Raw genomic sequence first — 23504 nt, 5'->3', positions numbered from 1 at the left:
GGACGAGCTGCGGCGGCCAGCCGTCGCCGCAGCTCGTCCGCCGCACCGCCCGAAGGGGAACCTCGACGCGAAGGGGAGCCTCGACGCGAAAGGGAGCCTCGACGCGCTCGGGCCGCTCGGGGCGCCCGTCATCGCCGATGTCGAGTGCGGGCACGTACCGCCGTACATGCCGATCGTCAATGGCGCGCGGGGGCGTGTCGTGTGCACGGGGGCGCGCGACGAACTCAGGCAGACGCTCGACTGAGGAGGCGATCGGCAGTGTCGTCTGCGGCCGGGACTCGTTGCACAGACCAGCCGTTCACACGGTTTTGCAGCCTTACCCGATTTTTCTCGTCAGGAGCGACACATGAGCAAGCGTCCCGGTATCCGTCTCATCACCGTCTGCGCGGGCATCGCCGGAGCGACCCTGGCGGCCGCCGCCCCGGCCTCCGCCGAAGGGCTCGCCGGAGCGCCCGCCATCGGCGGGCCGGTGATGAGCAGCCTCAACACCGACGGCGCCACCAAGGGCGGGAACCCCGCCTCCTCCCTGCCGGTCGCCGGCGGTCTCCTGGGCGGTCTGCCCACGGGCGGCCTGCCCATCGGCGGCTGACCGACGGCAGCCCACCGACCGGCGACGGCCGGGCCGGGCACCGCCGGACGCGCGCCCACAGGGGCGGCGTACAGCGCGGGTGCCGGTCCGGCTCGGCCGCTCGGTCGGAACGGAAACTCTTCGTCAGGGCAGGAGCTCGTCCAGGGCCGCCTTGCCCTTCTCGGCCATCCTGCGTTCGGCCCACGCCAGGTTCTTGGGATTGACGTCCCGCCCTGAGGCGAGGACCACGTCTTCGGCGGAGAATTCTCCTTCGGCGCCGCTGTGCAGAAGGCCGTCGGGGGTGACGCCCTCCCGCCGGAAGGTCGAATCGGGCTCAGCGTTCATGCCGCCTCCTAGTTCGTCCTGCACTGGTCATTGTCGTCCGCGCCGTCCCGGAACGCATCCCCGTCAAGCGGGCGATCCACGCCGAATCGCCCCGATTTCCACTCGCCGATCACCCGCCGGCCGCCACGTCGGCACTCGGTGCGCCCCGCCCGTCACCGCCGGTGAGCCGACGGCGCCCGCCCGGCCCCGCCCCGTCGCCCCGCCCCGCCCCGTCGCCCCGCCCGGCCCCCGCTCGTCCCGGCCTTCGCCCGAGCCCAGGCAACCTTTCCGCGTCCGGTGGCGACCGGACGACGTCGCGAGACGTTTCCGAGGAAGGGACCGACGTTGAGTCACCGCGCAGGCTGCCACCGCCGCCGTACCCGTACGCTCACGCTCTCCGCCGCCATCGCCGTGTCGGCGGGGGCGGCAGGGGTATGGCTGGGGCTGACGCAGGAGGACGCCCGCGCCGTCGGCACCGTCGTCGTGTCGGACACGGCCGCGCTGCGGCACGCCGTCGCGAACGCCACGGCCGGCACCACCATCCAGATACGCGGCGGTACGTACTACCCGACGAGCACCCTGACCTCGACGGCGAACGGCACGGCGACGCACCGGATCACGCTCATGGCGTACGGCTCGGAGCAGGTGAGGATCGACGGGTCCGGACTGCCGTCGGGGTCCTCGCTGGCCGGGCTCCACGGCGACCACTGGACGGTTCGGAACATCCGCTTCCAGAACGCGCCGGCGCAGGGGTTCGTGGCGACCTCGTCGGTGGGCGGGATCTTCGAGAACCTGGTCACCAACGGCAACGGCGGCAGCGGCTTCACGCTGCGCGGCGACGGCACGTCGGACAACCTGATCCGGAACCTGGACTCGTACGGCAACTACGACGCGGCGAACCACGGGCAGAACGCGGACGGGCTGGCGATCACGTTCGGATCCGGGACGAACAACAAGGTGACCGGGGCGAGGCTGTTCGACAACGCCGACGACGGGCTGGACCTGTGGCAGTGGGCCGGCACGGTCACCATCGAGCACACCTGGGCGTTCGGCAACGGCGAGAACCGCTGGAACGATCCGGCGTTCGAAGGCGAAGGCAACGGTTTCGCACTGGGCGGCGGCGGCGCGACGGCCGCGCACCTGGTCACCGCCAGCGCGGCGTGGGACAACGCGCGGCACGGCTTCACCGGGAACGGCAACACGGGCGCGATCTCGCTGAACCGCAACACGACGCACGTCAACGAGGGGGCGGGCTTCTCCTTCACGACGGGCGCGGCGCGGCTCGCGGGCAACCTCGCGGTGTCCGACGCCGGTGGAAGGGCCGGTCTCGGCCCGGGTACGGTCTCCGCCCGCAACAACTGGGACAGCGGTGTCGCCACGCCGCCGTTCCGGTCGACCGACGCGTCCCGCGCGTACGGGGCGCGCGGGCCGGACGGCTCACTGCCCGCGACGACGTTCCTGACCACGGGGTCCACGAGCGTCGGTGCCACGATGGGCTGAGCCCCGTCCCGCGCGGGGCGCGGCTCGGCCGGCGGGCTTCAGAAGCCGCCGCCGACCCGCGCCCGCTTTCCGTCGGTGGCCGTCGCCGTCACCGTGTAGCGGTCGCCGCGGGCATCGCGGCCGCCCTCGGCGTGGTTGTACTGGCCGGCGAAGACATGCCGGCCCGCGGGCGCGGTACGGCCGGGCTTGAGGGTCCAGGTGTAGACGAGGGCGTCGCCGTCCGCGCGGACGGCGACGGTGAAGTCGTCGGCGGGCAGGGAGCGCCAGTTGCCGGTGTCGCCGATGCCCCCCGTCAGGGCGACACGCAGTTCGACGGTGAGGGCCTTGAGGGGCGCGCCGGTGGTGAAGGTGATGTTGGACTGGGCCCACCAGCGGTTGCTGTGCGGGTCGACGGCGCCCTCGCCGCGCAGGAAGCCGTCCTGCGGGCGGGACACGCCCTCCGTGGCCGGGGGCGCGGTGGGCGCCGACGAGCCGGAGGGCGGGGCCACCGGGGTGCGGGGCGCGTCGGTCGGCGCCGGGCCCGCGGTCGTGGCCGGAGGTTCGTCGCGCAGGACGCCGCCCACCACGAAGCCGCCGACGGCCAGCACGCCGGCGACGGCGGCGGTGGCCGCGGCGACCCGCAGCCACGGGGCGGTGAACGGGCGGTGGCGGGCGGGAGGTTCGACGGCCGGCGTGTCGGTCATCCCGCGCTCGACCCGGGCGAGGATGCGCGCGCGGTCGGGCTGGTGGGCGCGGGCGGCCTCGCGCAGGCGGCGCTCGACGTGGTCCATCACTTCCTCCCTCCGACCAGGTGCGAGGCGGCTCGGCCGCCCAGGAGTCGTTCCAGCTGGGCCAGGCCCTTGGACGTCTGGCTCTTCACCGTACCCACCGATACGCCGAGGGCGAGGGCCGTCTCCCGTTCGGAGAGGTCGAAGGCGTGGCGCAGGACGACACAGGCGCGCTTGCGGAACGGCAGCCGCCGCAGGGCTTCCTGGACGTCCACGACGGCCGGTATGTCGGGGTCGTCGCAGCGGTCGGAGCGGCGGTCCCAGAACAGGGCGACGCGGCGGCGTTCGCGTACGGCGCTGCGGACTCGGCTGCGGGCGAGGTTGGCGACGACACCGCGCGCGTAGGCCGCCGGGTGGTCGGCGGCGCGGACCCGGTCCCAGCGGTGCCACAGGGCGAGCAGGGCGTCGGCCGCGAGGTCGTCGGCGGCGTCGGCCTCGCCGGTGAGGAGGTGGGCGAAGCGGGCGAGGTCGGCGTAGTGGCGTTCGAAGAAGGCATGGAACTCCGTGGCGGCGTCATCGGTGGATGTGCCCACGGGCGGCCTCTTCCTGTGTTTCGTCGTGCGGTGTCGCTGGGGGTGGTGATGGTCAGCCCCCGAAGGGGGTGCCCGGCAGGCCGCGGCCCGCGTCGGGGAGCACCAGCAGGGACCCGGACAGGGGGTGGGGGCGGGTCAGGCCGGTGCGGGCGGTGGTGATGAAGAGGTCGCGCAGTCCGGGGCCGCCGAACGCGCAGGCGGTGGGGCGGCGCACGGGGAGGTCGACGGTGCGGTCCAGGCGGCCGTCCGGGGTGTAGCGGCGGATCGCGGCGCCGTCCCAGAGGGCGACCCAGACGCAGCCGTCGGCGTCGACGGTGAGGCCGTCGGGGTAGCCCGCGTCGGGTTCGATCACCGCGAAGGGGCGCCGTCCGGTGAGACCTTCTCCGTCGGTGCGGCAGACGTCGATCCGCCGGGTGGGGCTGTCGGCGTGGTAGAGGAGCGTGCCGTCGGGGCTCCAGCCGGTGCCGTTGCTGACGGTGAGGTCGGGCAGGACCGTGGTGGCCGTGCCCTCGGGGGCGATCCGGGCGAGGGTACCGCCGCCCTTCGCCTCGTCGTAGCGCATGGTGCCGGCCCACAGCGATCCGTCGGGGGCGACGGCCGCGTCGTTGCCGCGGCGGCCCGGCACCGGGTCGTGGACGAGCCAGCGGAAGGTGCCGTCGGGGTCGTACAGACCGATGCCGTCCCGGAGGTTGACGACGAGTCCGCCGCCGGCGCGGGGTTTGGCGGCGCCGACGTGCTGTGCGGTGAGCATGACGGTGCGGCGGCCGGTCGCGGGGTCGTGGGTGTGGACGCGTGCGTTCAGGATGTCGACCCAGAGGAGCCGCCGGGTGGCCGGGTCCCAGGTGGGGCCCTCGCCGAGCGCCGCCGCTTCCCGTACGGCGACGTCCACGGGGGTGCGGGTCACCGCCCGCTCCGGTGGCCGAGGCTGGTGGAGAGGTCGTCGGCGCCCTTGGCCGCGAGTTCGGCGAGTTCGGCCTCGCGTTCCTCGCTCCAGCGGATCATCGGGACGGAGATGGACAGGGCGGCGACGACCTGTCCGGTCCCGTCCCTGACGGGTGCGGCGACACAGCTGACGTCCGGGTTGGACTCCTGGTGCTCGATGGCGATGCCGCGCTCCCGGACGGCGGCGAGCGCGGTGCGCAGTTCCTCGGGGTCGGTGAGGCTTTTGGGGGTCATGGCGGCCAGTTCGCGTCCGTCGGTGCGGAGGTCGAGTTCGTCCTCGGCGAGGGAGGCGAGCAGCATCTTGCCGACGGCGGTGCAGTGCGCGGGGAGCCTGCGGCCCGCGGCCGAGACCATCCGTACGGCGTGGGTGGAGTCGACCTTGGCGATGTAGATGACGTCGAGGTCCTCCAGGATGGCGACATGGACGGTCTCGTCGCAGGTCTCGGCGACCTCCTGGGCGACGCGCCGGCCCTCGGCGGCCAGGTCGAGCTGTTCGGCGTAGCGGCTGCCGAGCTGGTGGGTGCGGACGCCGAGGCGGTAGCGGCCCGGGTGTTCGGGCACGGGGACCAGGTAGGAGCGGGCCGCGAGGGTGGTGATGAGCTCGTGCACGGTGGTGCGCGGGAGCTGCAGCCTGCGGGTGACCTCCGGCGCCGAGAGTGTTCCGTCGCCGTCGAGGAAGAGTTCCAGTATGTCGAGTGCCCTGGTGACCGCGGGGACAAGACGACCCATACCGCCCACCCACCCCTTCGTTCGAAACTCCGGCAGCTGGCCGGTATGACGAACACAGGCTAGCGCCAGTGGACTTCGGGCGGCAACGGCCGTGCGAGGAGCATTGACACCCTCCAGAGCGGTGATTACGGTCACGCCAAGATTTCGAACGTCTGCCGAAATACCGAACGCTCGGGAGAGGGCAACAGCCGTGCGCATCACGGGAATCAGCACTCATGTCGTCGGGACCCCCTGGCGCAATCTCACCTATGTGCTCGTCCACACCGACGAGGGGCTCACCGGTGTGGGTGAGACACGGATGCTCGGTCGTACCGACGCGCTGGTGGGCTACCTCCGGGAGGCGGAGGCCAACCACATCGCGGGCTCCGACCCGTTCGCGGTGGAGGACCTGGTACGCCGGATGAAGTACGGCGACTACGGGCGCGCCGGCGAGATCGTCATGTCCGGCGTCGCCGTCGTGGAGATGGCCTGCTGGGACATCAAGGGCAAGGCGCTGGGCGTGCCGGTGTGGCAGCTGCTCGGCGGCAAGGTGACGGACCGGGTCAAGGCGTACGCGAACGGCTGGTACACCACGGAGCGGACGCCGGAGGCGTACCACAAGGCGGCCCAGGAGGTCGTGGCGCGCGGTTACCGGGCGCTGAAGATCGACCCGTTCGGCACCGGGCACCTGGAGCTGGACGCCGAGCAGACGCGGTACGCCGTGTCGCTGATCGAGGCGGTGCGGGACGCGATCGGCCCGGACGCGGAGCTGATGCTGGAGATGCACGGGCGGTTCAGCCCGGCCACGGCCGTACGACTGGCGAAGGAGCTGGCGCCGTTCCGCCCCGCGTGGCTGGAGGAGCCGGTGCCGCCGGAGAACCTCAAGGCGCTGAAGAAGGTCGCGGACAAGGTGGACCTGCCGGTCGCGACCGGTGAACGGATCCATGACCGGATCGAGTTCCGGGAGCTGTTCGAATCGCAGGCGGCCGACATCATCCAGCCGGACCTGGGACACATCGGCGGCATCCTGGAGACGCGCAAGCTGGCGGCGACCGCCGAGACGCACTACATGCTGGTGGCCCCGCACAACGTGGGGGGCAGCGTGCTCACGGCGGCCTCCCTCCAGCTGGCCGCCTGCACCCCGAACTTCAAGATCCTGGAGCACTTCAACGACTTCGCGGACGCCGAGATCAAGAAGGTGGTCAAGGGCGCCCCGCAGGTGGACCCGGAGACCGGCTGCTTCGAGGTGTCGCACGCGCCGGGCCTCGGCGTGGAACTCGACGTGGAGGCGGCGGCCGAGTTCCCGCAGCAGCGGGCCCGGTTCGACCTGTGGGCCGAGGGCTGGGAGAAGCGGGCACCGAAGGAGAGCCGGTGAGCCGGGCGCTCGTCGTCGACCGGCCGGGCTCGCACCGCCTCGTCGAACGGGACGCACCGGTGCCCGGCCACGGCGAGGTGCTGGTGCGGGTCGCGGCGGCCGGCATCTGCATGAGCGACCGCGAGGTGCTGGAAGGCCACCGCGCCCCCGGCTACGTGCGCTATCCGGTGGTCCCGGGCCACGAGTGGGCAGGGACCGTCGAGGCGGTGGGCGAGGGCGTGGACCCGGCGCTGGTGGGCCGCAAGACGGTCGCCGAGGGGTTCAGGGCGTGCGGGACGTGCGAGCGGTGCCGCAGCGGGGAGACCAGCCTGTGCACCGCCGGGTACGCGGAGACCGGGTTCACCGAGCCGGGTGCCTTCGCCGACCTGCTGACGGTGCCGGCGCGGCTGCTGCACGTGCTGGACGACGCCGCCGACCTGCGGGCGGCCGCGCTGCTCGAGCCGGCCGCGGTGATCGCGGCGGCGGTACGGGCGGGCCGGCCGCGCCCCGGCGAGCGCGTCGCGGTGGTGGGCGCCGGCACCCTCGGGCTGCTCGCGGTGCAGTCGCTGGCCGCGTCGTCGCCCGCCGAGCTGGCCGTGGTGGACCCCCGGGCGGCGCGCGCCGACACGGCGCTGCGGTTCGGGGCGACGGAGTCGCTGGACCCGGCCGAGGCCGAGGCGCTGCACGGCCGGTTCGACCTGGTGGTCGAGACGGCGGGCGCGCCCTCCACGGCGGCGTCCTCCTGCCTGCTGGCGCGCCGGGGCGGCCGGGTGGTGCTGACCGGGATGTTCGCGGCGGGTGCGACCGGGATCGACCCGGTGCACCTGTCGGTGAGCCAGTTGGAGATCCGCAGCGTCTTCGGCGCCACGTCGTCGGCGTGGGCGGACGCGGTCCGGGCGTTCGGGCTCGGGCTGCTGGACCCGGCGCCGCTGATCACGCACGAGTTCCCGCTGGAGCGGTTCGCGGACGCGATCGCCCTGGTCGGCGGGGGCGACGCGAAGACCGGAAAGGTGCTGTTGCGCCCTTAGGGGGTGTCCGGCGGATCCCGCCGGACGACCCGCTGGGCCACGGCCCGGCCAGACGCCCCTGAGGGGCCCGCCTGACGTACGGCGGTACGGGACGCGCCTGTCCGCTCCCGTACCGCCGTACACCCCACGTCCCGAATGGTGTCCGGAATTTCGAACATCCAGGTCGGCCCGCTCGACCGCACTGACCCGAGGAGTCCTGTGAACGCCCCGTCAGCACCCCGCCGCCCCGGCGCCGAAGCCCTCGCCGGGATCGGCCATCCGGTCCCCGCCGCCGACCCGGCCGACACCTCCCCGCACTCCTTCCCCGACGGCGGTACCTGGCGCACCGAACTGCCCTCGGTGGAGGGCCCCGAGGCCCTCGCCGTCGTCCTCAAGGAGAGCTCCCGGCTGGACGTGCCGATCCACCGGGTCAGCCAGGGCAGCGGCGTGTGGATGCTCACCGACGCCGAGATCACCGAGATGGTGGAGTCCTGCGCCGAACGCGGCATAGAGCTCTGCCTGTTCACCGGACCGCGCGGCACCTGGGACATCGGCGCCGGCACCCGCACCGACTCGGGCGGTGCCGGGCTGCGCGCCCGGGGCCATGACGCGCTGGCCGGCTGCGTCGAGGACGCGCTGCGCGCCACCGCGCTGGGAGTGCGCTGCCTCCTCGTCGCCGACGAGGGCGTCCTGTGGACCCTGCACCGGCTGCGCGCCGCCGGCCGGCTGCCCGCCGGCACCACCCTCAAGCTGTCCGCGCTCACCGGACCGGTCAACCCGGCCTCGTACGCCGTGTACGAGGGGCTCGGCGCTGACTCGATCAATGTGCCGTCCGATCTGACCCTGGACCACCTCACCGAGATCCGGCGGGTCAGCCGCGCCCCGATGGACATGTACGTGGAGGCCCCCGACGACCTCGGCGGCTACGTGCGGATGTACGAGGCGGCCGAGCTGATCCGGCGCGGCGCCCCCCTGTACCTCAAGTTCGGGCTCAGCCGCTCCCCCGGCATCTACCCCTACGGCGCCCAGCTGCGCGACACCGCGCTCGCGACCGCCCGCGAGCGCGTCCGCCGAGGACGCCTCGTCCTCGACCTGCTGGCCCGGCTCGGCGCCGACGGCGGTATGTCGCCGCTCGGTTCCCGCCTGCCGGGCGACCTGAGGCGCTTGACCGCCCCCGAAGGGAACTGACCATGCGTACCCGCACACGCACCCGCACCCGCACCCGCACCCGCACCCCACGGATCGCCGGCGCCGCCGTCCTGGCCGCGCTCCTCACCGTGTCCCTCACCGCCTGCGGCCAGGAGGCCCGGGGCGGCAGCCGCTACAAGCCGGACGGCGGCAAGGGCGGCACCGTGGGCCTCGCCATGCCCACCAAGTCGTCGGAGCGGTGGATAGCCGACGGCGAGAACATGGCGGAGCAGTTCCGGAAGGCCGGTTACGACACCGACCTCCAGTACGGCGACGACAAGGTCGAGAACCAGATCGCCCAGATCGAGAACATGATCACGAAGGGGCGGCGGCTGCTGGTGGTCGCCGCCATCGACGGCTCCGCGCTCACCGAGGTGCTCCAGCGCGCCGAGGACGCCGGAATCCCGGTGATCTCCTACGACCGGCTCATCATGGGCACCGAACACGTCGACTACTACGCGTCGTTCGACAACGCGCGCGTCGGTGAGCTCCAGGGCCGGTACATCGTCGACCGGCTGAAGCTGGGCGCCCCCGCGAAGAACGCGGGCCGCTCCTACAACGTCGAGCTCTTCGCGGGCTCCCCCGACGACAACAACACCAAGTACTTCTGGAACGGCGCCCTCACGGTGCTGAAGCCGTACCTGGACTCCGGGCAGCTGGTCGTGCGCAGCGGCCAGACCCGGCTGAACCAGGTCACCACGCTCCGCTGGGACGGCGGCACCGCGCAGAAGCGCATGGACGACCTGATCAGCAAGAACTACGCCGAAGGGCGCGTCGACGCGGTCCTCTCGCCGTACGACGGGATCTCCATCGGCATCATCTCCGCCCTCAAGAGCGCCGGTTACGGCACGAAGGGCCGGCCGCTGCCCGTGGTCACCGGACAGGACGCGGAACTGGCGTCGGTGAAGTCCATCATCCGGGGCGAACAGACGCAGACGGTGTTCAAGGACACCCGCAAGCTCGCCGCGCAGGCGGTACGCATGGGCGACGCCGTGCTCAACGGCCGTACGCCCGAGGTGAACAACACCGAGGACTACGACAACGGCAAGAAGACCGTGCCGTCCTACCTGCTGGACCCGGTCAGCATCGACAAGGCGAACACCGGGCTCCTCGTGGACGAGGGGTACTTCACCGCGGGGCAGCTGAAGTGACCGCCCGCCCCGTACTGGAGATGCGCGGCATCACCAAGACGTTCCCCGGCGTCAAGGCGCTCTCCGAGGTCGGTCTGACGGTCCGCTCCGGGGAGATCCACGCGATCTGCGGCGAGAACGGCGCCGGCAAGTCGACCCTGATGAAGGTGCTCAGCGGCGTCCATCCGCACGGCTCGTACGAGGGGGAGATCCTCTTCGACGGCGAGCCGGTGGCCTTCAAGGACATCCGGGCCGGTGAACGGCACGGCATCGTCATCATCCACCAGGAACTGGCGCTGGTCCCCCATCTGTCGATCGCCGAGAACATCTTCCTCGGCAACGAAAGGGCCACGGGCGGGTTCGTCGACTGGAACGCCACACTGCGCGAGGCCGGCCGGCTGCTGCGCCGGGTCGGCCTGCGGGAGAACCCCCAGACGCCGGTCGCCGAGATCGGCGTCGGCAAGCAGCAACTCGTCGAGATCGCCAAGGCGCTGGCCAAGGAAGTGAAGCTGCTCATCCTGGACGAGCCGACCGCCGCGCTCAACGACGAGGACAGCGCGGCCCTGCTCCGGCTCATCCTGGAGCTGCGCGACCAGGGCGTCCCGAGCGTCGTCATCTCCCACAAGCTCAACGAGATCCGCACGATCGCCGACTCCGTGACGATCCTGCGGGACGGGCGGACCATCGAGACGCTCACCGTACGCGCCGCCCCCGACGACGAGCCGGAACTCTCCGAGGACCGGATCATCCGCGGCATGGTCGGCCGCGACCTCGACCAGCGCTTCCCCGACCGCACCCGCTACACGGGCGAGGACGCGGACCGGGTGGCGCTGTCGGTACGCGGCTGGACGGTCCGGCACCCGGCCGACCACCGGCGCACGGTCGTGGACGACGTGTCGCTGACCGTGCGGCGCGGGGAGATCGTCGGCATCGCCGGCCTCATGGGCGCGGGCCGCACGGAACTCGCCATGTCCGTGTTCGGCCGCTCGTACGGCACTCACGTGGCGGGCACGGTCGAGGTGAACGGGCGCGAGGTCAGCACCCGGACGGTGCCCGCGGCGGTCGCGGCGGGCATCGCGTACGTCACCGAGGACCGCAAGACCTACGGCCTGAACCTGATCGACGACATCAACCGCAACATCTCCCTGGCCTCGCTCCCCGCCATGCGGCGCCGCGGCGTCGTGGACGAGCACCATGAGCGCCGGGTCGCCGAGGGCTACCGCGCCTCCATGAACATCAAGGCGCCCAGCGTCTTCGAGCAGGTGGGCCGGCTGTCCGGCGGCAACCAGCAGAAGGTCGTCCTGAGCAGATGGATCCACGCCGACCCGGACGTGCTGATCCTGGACGAGCCGACGCGCGGGATCGACGTCGGCGCCAAGTACGAGATCTACACCGTCATCGACCGGCTCGCGGCACAGGGCAAGGCGGTGCTCCTGATCTCGTCGGAGCTGCCGGAGCTCCTCGGGATGTGCGACCGGATCTACACGATGGCCGAAGGCCGGCTGACCGGAGAGGTCGACCGTGCCGACGCCACCCAGGAAGTCCTGATGCGTCAGATGACCCGGAACAGAAGCTGAGGCCCCGCCATGACCACCACGACCACTCCCCCCAAGGACACGCCCGCCGGGCCACCGTCCGAGCGGCCGTCGGCCGGCGCCCTGCTCGTGCGGGGTCTGCGCGGCAACATGCGCCAGTACGGCATGCTCATCGCGCTGGCCTTCATCGTCGTCCTGTTCCAGATCTGGACGGACGGCACGCTGCTGCTGCCGAACAACGTCTCCAACCTGATCCAGCAGAACGGCTACATCCTCATCCTGGCCATCGGCATGATGATCGTCATCATCTCGGGCCACATCGACCTGTCCGTCGGCTCGCTGGTCGCCTTCGTGGGCGCGATGTCGGCCGTGATGATCGTCAAACACGACATGCCCTGGGTGCTCGCCCTGGTGCTGGCGCTGCTGATCGGCGCGGTCGCCGGCGCGTGGCAGGGCTGGTTCATCGCCTACCTCGGCATTCCCTCGTTCATCGTGACGCTGGCCGGCATGCTGCTCTTCCGCGGGCTGACGCAGATCGTCCTGGAGGGCCAGTCCATCGCCCCGTTCCCGGACGGCTTCCAGAACATCGCCAAGGGCTTCATCCCCGAGATGGGCCCCTACACGCAGTACCACAACCCGACGCTCCTCCTCGGCTTCGCCGCCGTCGTGTTCCTGCTCCTGCGCGAGTGGCGCGACCGCAGGCGGCAGCTCGACCACGAGCTCGACGTGCCGCCGACCGGCCTGTGGGTGCTCAAGTGCGTGGCGCTGACGGCCGCGCTGGTGGCGTTCACGCTGACGCTGGCGTCGTTCCACGGTGTGCCGGTGGTGATGCTCATCCTGTGCGTGCTGCTCATCGGGCTCGGCTACGTCATGCGCAACGCCGTGATCGGCCGTCATGTGTACGCGCTGGGCGGCAACAAGGCGGCGGCGAAGCTGTCCGGCGTCAAGGACAAGCGGGTCACCTTCCTCGTCTTCGTCAACATGGGCGTCCTGGCCGCGCTGGCCGGCTGCGTGTACGCGGCGCGTCTCAACGCGGGCACCCCGCAGGCCGGCCTCAACTTCGAACTGGAGGCGATCGCGGCCGCGTTCATCGGCGGCGCCTCCATGAGCGGCGGCGTCGGCACCGTGATGGGCGCCGTGATCGGCGGCCTGGTCCTCGGCGTGCTGAACAACGGCATGTCGCTGGTCGGCATCGGCACCGACTACCAGCAGGTCATCAAGGGGCTGGTGCTGCTGGCGGCGGTCGGGTTCGACGTCTGGAACAAGCGCAGGGCCGGCAAGTAGGGCCGTCACCCCGGCCCTCCAGCACCCCAGCACCCCAGCACCCCAGCAACCCAGCAACCCAGCACCCCAGCAACCCATCCACTCATCGACGCATCGACGCATCGCACTCGGGAGCCGCACATGGAAACGAGCAGACGCACCGTCCTGGCGGCGGCCGCCGCCGCGGGACTCACCGCGGTCGCCGCCACGCCGGGCACCGCCCACGCGAAGGAGGGCGCGAAGCCCGTGAAGGAGCTCTTCGGCACGCTCGCCGACGGGACGAAGGTCCACCGCTGGACGCTGGCGAACGGCGGCACCCGGATGAAGGTGCTGTCCTACGGCGGCATCGTCCAGTCACTGGAGATACCCGACCGGCACGGCCGCTACGCGAACGTGTCGCTGGGCTTCGACACGCTGGACGCCTACGCGGCGTCGAGCCCGTACTTCGGGGCGCTCATCGGCCGGTACGGCAACCGGATCGGCGGGAGCCGCTTCACCCTGGACGGCCGGGAGTACCAGCTGTCCGTGAACGACGGGCCGAACAGCCTGCACGGCGGGGCGGCCGGCTTCGACAAGCGGGTGTGGGACGTGGAGCCGTTCAGCGGCCCGCGCGGGGTCGGCCTGGTCCTGCGGTACGTGAGCGCCGACGGCGAGATGGGCTACCCGGGCCGGCTCGACACCACCGTGACGTACACGCTGGGCGGGAACGGCGACTGGCGGATCGACTACGCGGCCACCACCGACCGGCCCACCGTCGTCAACCTGACCAGCCACACCTACTTCAACCTCGCCGGTGAGGGCGGCGGCGACATCCTCGGCCACGAGCTGCGGCTCCCCGCGTCCCGGTACACCCCGACCGACGCGACCCTCATCCCGACCGGGGAACTGGCGAAGGTGACGGGCACGCCGTTCGACTTCCGGCACGGCAAGCCGATCGGCCGGGACATCCGCACGGCCCATCCGCAGCTGGTGCTCGCCAAGGGCTTCGACCACAACTGGGTGCTCGACAAGGGCATCACCCGGGCCCCGCAGTACGCGGCGACGCTGCGCGACCCGGTGTCGGGACGGACCATGCGGATGGCGACGACCGAGCCGGGCATGCAGTTCTACTCGGGGAACTTCCTGGACGGCACCCTCCACGGGCCGTCGGGCCGGACCTACCGGCAGGGCGACGGGCTGTGCCTGGAGACCCAGCACTTCCCCGACTCGCCGAACAGGCCGGACTTCCCGTCGACGGTGCTGCGGCCCGGCGAGACCTACCGGTCGGCGACGGTGCACAGCTTCTCCGCGCGGTGACCCGGTTCACCGGATGACGTGACGTGCCACGGCACGGGCGCCGCTCCGGTGCCCGTGCCGTGGACGTGCCCGTGACGGATTCCGGCGGCCGGTCGGGGGCGGGTGACGCCCTCGGTCCCGCGGACCCGGGCGATAGGCGCTATCAGGTGCCGTCGTCGGGGCCGGCCGTGCGCAGCACGACGAGGGCGATGTCGTCGGCGCTCGGGGCCGATCCCCGGGCGTGGCCGACGAGCACGTCGGCGAGCCGGTCCATGGTCAGGTCGCGGCCGAGGTCGAGGTGCCCGGCGAGATCGGCGGTGGCCTCGTCCATGTCGACGCCCGGCGCCTCGACGAGGCCGTCCGTGTACAGGGCGAGCACCGTGCCGGGCGGCAGCGGGACCTCCTTGGCCGGGTACGTGGCGTTCGCGTCGATGCCGAGGAGCAGGCCGGGCGGCAGGTCGAGGACCTCGGACGCCCGCCGGGGCAGCCGGCACAGGGGCGGTGGATGTCCGGCGGTGGCCAGCACGGCCCGGTGGCGGGCCAGGTCCAGATGGGCGTAGAGGCAGCTGGTGAAGAGGCCCGGGTCCAGGTCGAGCAGCAGCCGGTTCGTGCGGGCCAGCACCTCACCGGGGGGCGCGCCCGCGCTCGCGTGGACGGCGGTGCGGACCTGCCCCATGAGGACGGCGGCGTCGATGTCGTGGCCCTGGACGTCGCCGATGGTGACGGCCGCGGTCGTCGCGTCCAGCCGGATGACGTCGTAGAAGTCGCCGCCGATGCCCACGCCGAGACCGGCGGGCAGGTAGCGGGCCGCGATGTCGATGCCGGGCACCGAGGGCAGGCTGTGGGGCAGCAGACCCGCCTGGAGGCGGTGGGCGAGCTCGTGCTTGGTGTCGTACAGCCGGGCCCGTTCCAGGGCCTGGGCGACGAGTCCGGCGAGCGAGGTGAGGATGGCGCGCTCGCCGGAGTTGAAGTTGCGCATCCGGTCGTAGCCGAGGATCAGCGACCCGATGGGCCGGCCGGACGCGATGAGCGGCAGGAACGCCCAGGACGCCATGGCGCTGTCGACGACGCCGTCCGGGAAGGCGTCCCGCAGGTCGTCGGGGCTGTTGCGGAACACGGGGGACCCGGTGGCGACGACGCGTACGGCGGGGGTGTCAGAGGTGAGGGGGAGGGAGTAGAGGTACTCGGCGAGCCGGGGGGCGCAACCGCGTTGACCGGCCAGCCGGAGCCGCCCGTCCTCCGTGGTGAGCAGGGCGAACGCCTGCGCGCCCAGCGCCGGGGTCATCTGGTCGGCGGTCTGCCCGACGACGTCCTGGACGCCCACGGCCTCGCTCAGCGTGGCCGCCAGGTGCATCAGGTTGTACAGGGCGCCCGCGCGGCCGGGCAGGGCGAGCGCGCTCCGACCGGTGCCGCCCGGCTGCTCCGTCCCCGCCGCCACGTCGGGGAGGTCCGCCGTCGTGGCGGGGGTGATGCGGACGCTGATGCCGGTGGCGTCCGGGTGCAGCTCGAAGAGGAGCCGTGTGTCCGGCGGGCGGACGGCGGTGAACGCCGTCGGGTCCCGGCTGATGACGGCCGTCCGGTAGCGGTCCTCCACGACCGGGTCGTCCAGCCAGGGCAGCGCCTCCCACGGCAGCGCCCCCATCAGCTCGGAGACGTCCGCTCCGAGGAGCTGCGCGGCCGACGCGGTGACGAAGGTGATCCGGCCGTCGATGGCCAGGGCGCAGCTCCCGCCGGGCAGTCGCTCGACGAACGCGGCCACGGCGGCCGCTGCGGACGGTTCGGGGGCGCGCCGCCGGGGCGGGACCACGAGCGGCGGCTGCTCGGGCAGCACCGAGCGGCCGTCGGCGGCGGCCGTGGCGAGCACGCCCGCCATGTGCTCGCAGGCGGCACGCACCGCGTCGGCCTCGTCCTCGGCCAGGTACGGGGAGTGCGCGCCGGGCCAGAGCATCACGAGTCCGCCCCAGACGGAGGCGCCGGTGGAGACGGGCGCGGCGGCCAGCGAGAAGCGGTACGGCAGGACCAGGCCCGGCCGGGGGTAGCGGCGGGCCATCTCCTCCTGGTCGCCGATCCACACGAGGGTCTGCTCGGCGACCGCGTCGGCCACCGGCACCGGGTCGTCGAGCGCCACCCGCGTCCAGGGGGCGGCGATGTCCAGGGCGACGCCGCTGAGGACGGCCAGACGCAGCGCCCGCCCGTCCGGGGGCAGCAGGTACACCATCCCCACGGACGCGCCGGTCTCCTCCATCGCCGAGGCCAGCGCGTCGCCCAGCTCCCGCGTCTCCGGCCGCCCGCTGTGCTCCACGCATCCAGCGTGCCCCGCCGCGCCGCGCCTCGCAGTCCGGGGCGGACCGGGAGCGTGCCCCGCTCCGGGGGGCCGGCGGGGCGGCCCCGGGGGCTGTCCCGGCGGGGTACGGCCGGTCAGGGCCGGGCGGGGGTGAAGCGGACCGCCGCGAGCCGTACCGTCCCGGTGAGGGTGATCTGCAGGTCCTGGACTCCGGCGACGTCGACGTCCACGGTCGACGTGGTGTAGGCGTACGGGCCGCCGGGCGCCGCGACGTCGACGGCCGCCAGCGGGGTGCCGTCGCCGAGCGTCAGGGCGACCGTGCCCGTGCCGGACACCTCCAGGGTGGCGGCGCGGGCCCCGGCGCCGAAGTCGCAGGCGCGGAACAGCAGGCCGCCCGTGCCCCCGCCGGCCGGGGTGACGCAGTCGCCGTACGTCCTGGTCAGGTCGGCGAGCTCGGTGCCGTGCTGCTCGTCGTGGTCGGCGGCGGCGAGCCCGCGCTCCAGGACGGGCCGGGGCGCGGCGGGCGGGCCGTCGAGCACGATCGCCGCCGTGAGCCGGATGTCGCCGCTGGACGCCCCGGCGAGCAGCTCGTACGTGCCGGGCTCCACCGTCCAGCGGCCGTGGGCGACGTCCCAGAAGCCCAGCGCGGAGACGGGTACCTCGAACTCCAGCCGCTCCCGGGCGCCGGGGGCGAGGTGGACGCGCCGATGGGCGACGAGCTCGCGGTGCGGCCGGGCGACGGACGGGGCGACGGCCCGCGCGTACAGCTGGGCGACCTCGTCGGATGCGACGGCGCCCGTGTTGGCGACGGTGAAGGCGACCCGCACCCGTCCGGCGTCCCGCCCGGCCGCCGGGTCGGTTTCCCGCTCGGCCGTCAGGTCGGTGTAGGCGAAGGACGTGTACGTCAGGCCGTGCCCGAACGGGAACAGCGGCGTGCCGTCGAAGTACAGATACGTCTGGCGGCCGCCGATGACGTCGTAGTCCAGCAGGTCCGCCAGGTCGCCGTCGGCGGCGTACCAGGTCTGCGGGAGCCGGCCGGCCGGGGAGACGTCCCCGGCGACGACCCGGGCGAGCGCGGTGCCCGCCGCCTGCCCGCCGTGGGCGGTCCACAGCACGGCGGGCAGCTCGGCGGCGGCGTCGCCGACGGCGTACGGGTAGGAGGAGGCGAGGACGAGGACGGTGCGCGGGTTGGCGGCGCGGGCGGCGCGCCAGAGCCGGTCCTGCGCCTCGGGCAGGGCGAGGGTGGTGCGGTCCTCGGTCTCGCGGCCGTTGATGTGGGGGTCGTTGCCCGCGACGACGATGACGACGTCGGCCGCCGCAGCCGCGCGGGCCGCCTCCTCGTCGCCGCGCTCGGCGGTCTCCACGGTGAAGACGGCCGGATCCTCCTCGTCCGGGGCGGCAACCCGCACGCCGTCGGCGGCGACAGAGACGTAGCCACCCGTCCCGATGTGCCGGAGGAGGTGCCCGTTCCCGTGCGGTTCGAGCCGGAACGTCTCCTGGACGACCCAGCCGCCCGGCTGGTCGGCGGAGGCGCGGACACGGCGGTCGTCGGCGACCGAGAGGTAGCGCCCGTCCGGGGCGCGCAGGGTGAGGACGCCGCCGCCCCAGTCGGTGAGGGCGAGCTCGGTGCCGTGCTCGTCGGCGACGAGGGGCGGCAGATCGGTGCGGCCCGCGAGGAGGGCGGGGTCGAGGGCGCCCTCGGCGCCGCGGGCCGCGATCGGGTGGTCGGGGTCGCCGTCGGGGACCCGCAGCACACCGGCCGCGCAGCGCAGCCGCACCCGGTCGGCGCCATCGGCGTGGGTGACGTGCTCGGCGCCGAAGCGGGCGCGCAGCCCGTCGAGGGGGCTGGAGCGGCGGATGAGGGTGCCGCTGTACCAGTCGAGCTTGCACTCGTCGGCGAGCGGTCCGACGACGGCGACGCGCGGGCCGGCGGCCGGGTCGAGCGGCAGGAGGCCGTCGTTGGTCAGGAGGACGACGGCCTGTTCGGCGGCTTCCCGGGCGAGCGCCCGGTGTTCGTCGGTGTCGAAGGCGGTGACGTCGGCGTAGGGGTCGAGCTCCGGGTCGAACTCGCCGAGCGAGAAGCGGACGCGGAGCTGACGGCGTACGGCGGTGTCGATGTCGGTCTCGTCGACGAGGCCGCGGTCGAGTGCGCCGAGCACCCTGGCGACGATCCGCGTGCTGTCGGTGCCGTGGTCGGTGAAGCTGTCGACTCCGGCACGGAGCGCGGCGGCGGTCGCCTCCTCGTGGGTGTCGAAGTAGTGCTCGGAGTCGACCAGGTTGGACGGGGCGCCCGCGTCGGAGCAGACCAGCAGCTCCTGGTCGGTCCAGGTGCGCAGGTGCTCGCGCAGATACGGCGAGAGGTGGTTGGGGCGGCCGTTCACCAGGTTGTACGCGGGCATCACCCCGGCGACGCCGCCCGCTTCGACGGCGGGGCGGAAGGCGCGCAGGTCGTACTCGTGCAGGACGCGGGGGCGCACCGACGAGGAGGTGGTGTCGCGCCCGGTCTCGTTGTTGTGGGCGAGCCAGTGCTTGAGGACGGGCGCGGTGCGCCAGTACGCGGGGTGGTCGCCGCGCAGGCCGCGCGTGTACGCGACGGCGATGGCGGAGGTGAGGGCGGGGTCCTCGGAGTAGCCCTCCTCGCCACGGCCCCACAGGGGGTTGCGCAGCAGGTTGACGGTGGGCGCCCATACGTTGAGGCCGACGCGGTCGTCGTGGGCGCGCATCGCGCGGGCCTCGGTGGCGACCGCCTCGCCGACCCGGCGGACGAGGTCGTCGTTCCAGGTGGCGCCGAGTCCGACGGCCTGGGGGAAGACGGTCGCGGGGCCCATCCAGGCGACTCCGTGCAGGGCCTCCTGGCCGGTGCGGAAGGCGGCGACACCGAGGCGTTCCACGGCGGGTGCGTACTGGTGCAGCATCGCGATCCGCTCGTCGAGCGTGAGCCGCCCGAGCAGATCGTCGACGCGCTTGCCGAACGGCAGGTGCGGATCGCGGAAGGGCAGCCGGTCTGCGGTCACGTGCGTCTCCCCTTGTGGAGGTTCCGAAGCGATCTTTCGAAGCGCTTCGATGCTCCGGCCGGTCGAGGTCGGGTGTCAAGACACAACCGGGCTACATCTCGGCAGCGCCTGTGTCGCTTCACCAGCTCCCGACCCCGGGGAGGGCGGAGGAATCTTGCCAACGGCCCTTGTGCGGCCGGATGGGTTCACTTAACCTCGCAGCAACATCGAAGCGCTTCGACGGTGAGACGCGACCGACGTCGGCCGCCGCGCCATGACCCGCTTCGGATCAGCCAGTTCCGCCAGTTCCACCTCAGACACCGCAGCCGACCGGCGCTCACCGCCGGGTGTCCTGGCGCGCCACGAAGGGTTGACGCAATGACGCCGAACGCCTCCGCAGCCCCGAGCTCCGCCCCGAGCCGGAGAAGCTTCCTCGCCTCCACGGCGGTCGCCGCGGCCGCCGTGGCCGGCGGGGTGCCCCTGCTCGCCGCGTGCGGCGGCTCGCAGAGCCAGAAGAAGGACGGCGCCACGAGCGGCAAGGACGCGGCGAGGATCCTCCCCACGTATGTGGCGCAGACCGTCGTGCGGCCCGACATCCCGTCGAAGAACGGCTCGTCGGCCGGCTTCTCCGCGGCCATCGCCGCGGCCACGCTGAAGACGTCGGTGCCGGGCAAGCTCGGCAAGGGCAACACCGTGCGGATCATGGCGCCGCTGTGGGGCTCGCCGCCGAAGAGCGACAACCCGTGGTACAAGGCCATGGACGAGGCGATCGGTGTGACGACCCGGTGGCAGAACCAGGACGGCAACACGTACGACGAGAAACTGGGCGCGGTGCTGGCCTCCAGCGACGTCCCGGACGTCGTGGTCGTGCCCGGCTGGAACCTCACCGGCAAGATACCGAGCGCCGTCAACGCGAAGTTCGCCGACCTCGGGCCGTACCTGTCGGGCGACAAGGTCAAGGACTACCCGAACCTGGCGGCCGTCCCCACCGACGCGTGGCAGCGGTCCATCTTCGGCGGGGCGCTGCGCGGCATCCCCATGCCGGCCCCGCACGTCACCAACATCGCCCCCTTCTACCGTCAGGACGTCTTCGCCAAGCGCGGCTGGCAGGTGCCGAAGAGCCCCGACGAGTTCCTGGCGTGGGCGAAGGAGGCCACCGCGGCCAAGAGCAAGGTGTGGGCCTGCGACGACATGAAGTGGACCGCCTTCAACGTGTTCGGGGTGTTCCCCGGCAGCGACAAGGCGCTGTGGTGGAACATGGTCGACGGCAGGCTCGTCAACCGGATCGAGACCGAGGAGTACCTCGAAGCCCTGGAGTGGACGCGCAAGCTGTACGCGGCCGGAGTCGTCCACCCCGACGCCTTCGCCCAGAACCAGGGCGACTCGGGCAACCGGTTCACCTCGGGACAGGTCCTCGTCTACAACAACGACCTGTCCCACTGGTACTCGAAGACCGCCGAACAGGCCGCGCAGAACCCCGAGTTCAAGATCGCGGCGATGGACGTCTTCGGCCCCGGCGGCGCGGCGCCGAAGCTGTTCGCCCAGCAGCCGGCCGGCATCTTCACCTTCGTCAGCGACAAGGCGTCGGAGGCGGTCGTCCGGGACTTCCTGGCCATCGCCAACTTCTGCGCGGCGCCGTACGGCACCAGGGAGCGCATGCTCACGGACTACGGCGTGGAGGGCACCCACTTCACCTACCAGAAGGGCCTGCCCGTCAAGAACGACACCGGGCTGAACCAGGTGACGTCCGCGTTCGACCTCACCGGCGACCCCGCCCCGTACATCGCCCACCCCGACCAGCCGGACATCACCAGGGCGCAGGTCGAATGGCAGCAGCGGATGGGCGCCTTCACGACGAAGACCTCGTTCTACGGGCTGACCGTGACCGAGCCGTCCCAGTGGACCAACCTCGCGGACGACTTCGAGCAGCTGGAGGACGACGTCGTGCGCGGCCGCAAGAAGATCGGAGACGTCCAGCGGGCGGTGTCCGACTGGAAGAGCAAGGGCGGCGACCAGCTGCGCGACTGGTACCGCAAGCTGCTGGACGACACCGGCTCCGCCGCGAACTGACACGCCGACGCGCAAGGAGATGACCGTGTCGCAGCACAGCACGGTGCCGGACGAGACAGCCCCGGCCGCCCGGGGCGAGGCGGACACGGCACCGGCACCACGGACCCGGGCGGGCGCGCTGCCGGCCGCACGGTCCGGCCGCAAGGCCCGTCGGGAGCCGGCCGGAACTCCCCCCGAGGGCGGCAAGCCGGCCCTGCGGGCGCGGTTCCGGCGGGACCGGGTACTGGTGCTGATGACGCTGCCCGCCCTGCTGCTGGTCCTGGTGTTCCACTACGTCCCGGTCCTCGGCAACGTGGTGGCCTTCCAGGACTACAACCCGTACCTCAGCGAGAACGGCTTCGCCGCCATGCTGGAGAGCCCGTGGATCGGGTTCGACCAGTTCGAGCGGATCTTCGCGGACTCGGCGTTCTGGCGGGCGGTCGAGAACACGCTCGTGCTGTTCTTCCTCCAGCTGGTGCTGTTCTTCCCGGTGCCGATCGTGCTGGCGCTGCTGATCAACAGCATCATCAGGCCCCGGGTGCGGGCGGTCGCCCAGGCGATCATGTACCTGCCGCACTTCTTCTCCTGGGTGCTGGTCGTCACCGTCTTCCAGCAGATCTTCGGCGGCGCCGGCATCATCGCGCAGACCCTGCGGCAGCACGGCATCGAGGGCTTCGACCTGATGACCGACCCGGGCATCTTCAAGTTCCTCGTCACCTCCGAGGGCATCTGGAAGGACGCCGGCTGGGGCGTCATCGTCTTCCTCGCGGCGCTGTCCTCGGTCAGCCAGGACCTGTACGAGGCCGCCGCGATGGACGGCGCGGGACGGTGGCGGCGGATGTGGCACGTGACGCTGCCCGCGCTGCGCCCGGTGATCGCCCTGCTGCTGGTGCTGCGGGTCGGTGACGCGCTCACCGTGGGCTTCGAGCAGCTCCTGCTGCAACGGGACGCCGTGGGACCGGACGCGGCCGAAGTGCTGGACACGTACGTGTGGTGGACCGGTCTGCGCAACCAGGACTTCAGCTACGCGGCGGCCGCCGGCCTCATCAAGGGGATCGTCGGGCTCGGGCTCGTCCTCACGGCCAACAAGGTCGCCCATCTCATGGGCGAGCAGGGGGTGTACAAGAAGTGACCACGCCACCCAGCCGCTGGGCCGCGCCGCCCCGCCCCGTGTGGGAGGAGGAGCCGCGCGCGGCCGGACTGGCCGGCAAGGGCATCGTCCTGGCCGGCGCGTGCCTCGCCATCCTCTTCCCCCTGTGGATCGTGATCGTCACCAGCCTGTCGTCACGGAAGACGATCACCGAGGCGGGCGGCCTCGTCGTCGTCCCGAAGGACCTCACGTTCGTCGCCTACCAGGAGCTGCTGAGCGGCGGTCAGGTGCAGCGGGCGGCGCTGGTCAGCCTGGGCGTGACGCTCGTCGGCACGCTGTTCAGCATGACGGTGTCGGTGCTCTGCGCCTACGGGCTGTCGAGGACCGGGTCGCTGGCTCACCGGTGGATCCTGATGACCCTGCTCGCGACGATGTTCTTCGGCGCCGGACTGATCCCCACGTATCTGCTGGTGCAGGCGCTGGGTCTGACCGACACCTATCTGGCGCTGATCCTGCCCAGTGCCGTGAGCGTCTTCAACATCCTCGTCCTGCGGGCGTTCTTCATGAACATCTCCCCGGAGCTGATCGACAGCGCCCGCATCGACGGGGCCGGCGACCTGCGGATCCTGTGGAAGATCGTGATGCCGCTGTCGCGGGCGGTGATCGCCGTGATCGCGCTGTTCTACGCGGTCGGGTACTGGAGCGCGTGGTTCAACGCCTCGATCTACCTCACCGACCAGGACATGATGCCGCTGCAGAACGTCATGATCCAGATCGTGCAGAAGCAGGAGCCGCCGACCGGGCTCGCCCAGGTCATCAGGACCGGGCAGCTGTCTCCGCTGTCCGTGCAGATGGCCGTCATGGTGATGGCGCTGCTCCCCGTCGCCGTCGTGTCGCCCTTCGTCCAGAAGCACTTCCGGAAGGGCATGCTCACCGGCGCGGTCAAGGGCTGAGCCGCGATCGCGCCGAGCCCTCGGCGGGAGCCGAGCCCGCG

The 23504-nt window shown here is 72.5% G+C and carries 19 protein-coding genes and 1 pseudogene; 13 read left to right on the top strand and 7 right to left on the bottom strand.

What is annotated here, in order from left to right:
* Positions 1-97: 97 nt before the first annotated feature.
* A pseudogene (locus ACGF5U_RS17120) lies at positions 98-244 on the top strand (LD-carboxypeptidase); the annotation flags it as partial.
* A 102-nt stretch (positions 245-346) separates the two neighbouring features.
* Positions 347-589 (top strand): hypothetical protein, encoded by a 243-nt coding sequence (locus tag ACGF5U_RS17115; RefSeq protein ID WP_392818550.1) that lies wholly within the window; start codon positions 347-349, stop codon positions 587-589.
* 123 nt (positions 590-712) lie between these two features.
* Here ACGF5U_RS17115 and ACGF5U_RS17110 read toward each other — a convergent pair whose 3' ends face one another.
* A complete protein-coding gene (locus ACGF5U_RS17110) occupies positions 713-913 on the bottom strand; it encodes a hypothetical protein (protein ID WP_392818548.1) in 201 nt (66 codons plus the stop codon).
* Between the two features lie 324 nt (positions 914-1237).
* Between ACGF5U_RS17110 and ACGF5U_RS17105 the strand changes: the two genes are divergently transcribed.
* A complete protein-coding gene (locus ACGF5U_RS17105) occupies positions 1238-2392 on the top strand; it encodes a right-handed parallel beta-helix repeat-containing protein (RefSeq protein WP_392818546.1) in 1155 nt (384 codons plus the stop codon).
* A 38-nt stretch (positions 2393-2430) separates the two neighbouring features.
* On the opposite strand, the gene ACGF5U_RS17100 is transcribed toward ACGF5U_RS17105, so the two are convergent.
* Genes ACGF5U_RS17100 through ACGF5U_RS17085 form a run of 4 tightly spaced genes read right to left on the bottom strand, consistent with a single transcriptional unit; the run spans position 2431 to position 5363 of the window.
* Complete coding sequence (locus tag ACGF5U_RS17100; RefSeq protein ID WP_392818545.1) at positions 2431-3162, bottom strand: hypothetical protein; 732 nt, start codon at positions 3160-3162, stop codon at positions 2431-2433.
* A complete protein-coding gene (locus ACGF5U_RS17095) occupies positions 3162-3692 on the bottom strand; it encodes a SigE family RNA polymerase sigma factor (RefSeq protein WP_392818543.1) in 531 nt (176 codons plus the stop codon). Before ACGF5U_RS17095 ends, ACGF5U_RS17100 begins: the two co-directional genes overlap by 1 nt.
* 52 nt (positions 3693-3744) lie before the next feature.
* On the bottom strand, positions 3745-4596 hold the full coding sequence (locus ACGF5U_RS17090) for an SMP-30/gluconolactonase/LRE family protein (protein ID WP_392818541.1): 852 nt from the start codon (positions 4594-4596) through the stop codon (positions 3745-3747).
* Positions 4593-5363: an IclR family transcriptional regulator gene (locus ACGF5U_RS17085; RefSeq protein WP_392818539.1), complete on the bottom strand. Its 771-nt coding sequence runs from the start codon at positions 5361-5363 to the stop codon at positions 4593-4595. The genes ACGF5U_RS17090 and ACGF5U_RS17085 overlap by 4 nt, the downstream gene beginning before the upstream one ends.
* A gap of 190 nt (positions 5364-5553) precedes the next feature.
* Between ACGF5U_RS17085 and ACGF5U_RS17080 the strand changes: the two genes are divergently transcribed.
* The 7 genes from ACGF5U_RS17080 to ACGF5U_RS17050 all read left to right on the top strand — a co-directional run bounded on the left by ACGF5U_RS17080 (position 5554) and on the right by ACGF5U_RS17050 (position 14115).
* Positions 5554-6717, top strand: coding sequence for a mandelate racemase/muconate lactonizing enzyme family protein (locus tag ACGF5U_RS17080; protein ID WP_392818537.1), 1164 nt, complete (start codon positions 5554-5556; stop codon positions 6715-6717).
* The gene (locus ACGF5U_RS17075) at positions 6714-7724 is read left to right on the top strand and encodes a zinc-binding dehydrogenase (protein ID WP_392818535.1); all 1011 of its coding nucleotides are present in this window, start codon (positions 6714-6716) and stop codon (positions 7722-7724) included. Before ACGF5U_RS17080 ends, ACGF5U_RS17075 begins: the two co-directional genes overlap by 4 nt.
* Before the next feature lie 198 nt (positions 7725-7922).
* The gene (locus ACGF5U_RS17070) at positions 7923-8891 is read left to right on the top strand and encodes a hypothetical protein (RefSeq protein WP_392818533.1); all 969 of its coding nucleotides are present in this window, start codon (positions 7923-7925) and stop codon (positions 8889-8891) included.
* 2 nt (positions 8892-8893) lie between these two features.
* On the top strand, positions 8894-10042 hold the full coding sequence (gene chvE / locus ACGF5U_RS17065) for a multiple monosaccharide ABC transporter substrate-binding protein (RefSeq protein WP_392818531.1): 1149 nt from the start codon (positions 8894-8896) through the stop codon (positions 10040-10042).
* A 20-nt stretch (positions 10043-10062) separates the two neighbouring features.
* On the top strand, positions 10063-11598 hold the full coding sequence (mmsA, locus tag ACGF5U_RS17060) for a multiple monosaccharide ABC transporter ATP-binding protein (RefSeq protein ID WP_392818815.1): 1536 nt from the start codon (positions 10063-10065) through the stop codon (positions 11596-11598).
* A gap of 9 nt (positions 11599-11607) precedes the next feature.
* Positions 11608-12840, top strand: a complete 1233-nt coding sequence (gene mmsB, locus ACGF5U_RS17055; protein WP_392818530.1) for a multiple monosaccharide ABC transporter permease — start codon at positions 11608-11610, stop codon at positions 12838-12840.
* A 120-nt stretch (positions 12841-12960) separates the two neighbouring features.
* A complete protein-coding gene (locus tag ACGF5U_RS17050) occupies positions 12961-14115 on the top strand; it encodes an aldose epimerase family protein (RefSeq protein WP_392818528.1) in 1155 nt (384 codons plus the stop codon).
* Positions 14116-14257: 142 nt separating this feature from the next.
* On the opposite strand, the gene ACGF5U_RS17045 is transcribed toward ACGF5U_RS17050, so the two are convergent.
* Together ACGF5U_RS17045 and ACGF5U_RS17040 are read right to left on the bottom strand one after the other, a co-directional pair.
* A complete protein-coding gene (locus tag ACGF5U_RS17045) occupies positions 14258-16339 on the bottom strand; it encodes a SpoIIE family protein phosphatase (RefSeq protein ID WP_392818813.1) in 2082 nt (693 codons plus the stop codon).
* A gap of 173 nt (positions 16340-16512) precedes the next feature.
* Positions 16513-19392: a glycoside hydrolase family 3 C-terminal domain-containing protein gene (locus ACGF5U_RS17040; RefSeq protein ID WP_392818527.1), complete on the bottom strand. Its 2880-nt coding sequence runs from the start codon at positions 19390-19392 to the stop codon at positions 16513-16515.
* A gap of 357 nt (positions 19393-19749) precedes the next feature.
* On the opposite strand from ACGF5U_RS17040, the gene ACGF5U_RS17035 reads away from it, so the two are divergent.
* From ACGF5U_RS17035 to ACGF5U_RS17025, 3 genes are read left to right on the top strand one after another with little or no spacing between them, the layout of a single operon-like run.
* Positions 19750-21441 carry a Tat pathway signal sequence domain protein gene (locus ACGF5U_RS17035; protein ID WP_392818525.1) on the top strand — a complete coding sequence of 564 codons (1692 nt, stop codon included), beginning with the start codon at positions 19750-19752 and terminating at the stop codon, positions 21439-21441.
* A gap of 25 nt (positions 21442-21466) precedes the next feature.
* Entirely contained in the window at positions 21467-22552 is a 1086-nt protein-coding gene (locus ACGF5U_RS17030) for an ABC transporter permease (protein ID WP_392818524.1), read from the top strand.
* On the top strand, positions 22549-23463 hold the full coding sequence (locus ACGF5U_RS17025) for a carbohydrate ABC transporter permease (RefSeq protein WP_392818522.1): 915 nt from the start codon (positions 22549-22551) through the stop codon (positions 23461-23463). The genes ACGF5U_RS17030 and ACGF5U_RS17025 overlap by 4 nt, the downstream gene beginning before the upstream one ends.
* The last annotated feature ends 41 nt before the right edge of the window (positions 23464-23504 follow it).

Origin of the sequence: Streptomyces sp. NPDC047886, from assembly GCF_043204435.1 — a bacterium.
Lineage (GTDB): Bacteria > Actinomycetota > Actinomycetes > Streptomycetales > Streptomycetaceae > Streptomyces.
This window is presented reverse-complemented; position numbering and strand designations above follow the sequence as displayed.